We start from the raw sequence: 548 nt of genomic DNA on the forward strand, positions 1-548 counted from the left end.
ACTGCTCTTGAAAATGCAGGTGTCATCAAAACGTACGCCCCCGAACTCGACTACGAACGAGCCGGGTTCCCACTTCGTGTACAGTTCATCTGTACAACCTCAATGGACCAACGCCACCAAGCAGCAAAAGACGCGTTAGACGTCGGTGGTATCATCACCGTCCAGGAGATGGTAACCAGTGAGCGCAACCTCCGTATTGAAGTCATTGCGACGAGTTCGGAAGATCTGACCGAGATCACGCGTGAACTCGGGAATCTCGACCTTGCCATTCACACCTCCGAGATCATCACGAACACGTTCACTCAGCCGTTCAACTACTTTGAGCACAGTCGGTCTCGAGCTGAAGCTTCTGAAGCCTCTGAAGACACTACAATCGAGCACGCTCCACCTGCTGATCAAGAGTGAATTTCGTTACAACTCCTGTGAATTTCACACTAAACATGATATTGAGCAGAACATTAATAAGGAGTAATCGCGTTACTATTGCGTGAGAGGGGTCAGCGAGAAACCTGCAGAAAAGGTGCCTCTGACACACCTTGCCCCCTCTC

General features: G+C 50.4%; 1 protein-coding gene. It reads left to right on the forward strand.

The genetic code is table 11. From position 1 onward, the window contains the following. On the forward strand, window positions 1-405 hold a 405-nt coding region (locus tag HAPAU_RS21965), incomplete at its 5' end, for an Lrp/AsnC family transcriptional regulator (protein WP_066385911.1). Window positions 406-548 lie beyond the last annotated feature (143 nt).

Source organism: Halalkalicoccus paucihalophilus (assembly GCF_001593955.1).
Taxonomy (GTDB): Archaea; Halobacteriota; Halobacteria; order Halobacteriales; family Halalkalicoccaceae; genus Halalkalicoccus; species Halalkalicoccus paucihalophilus.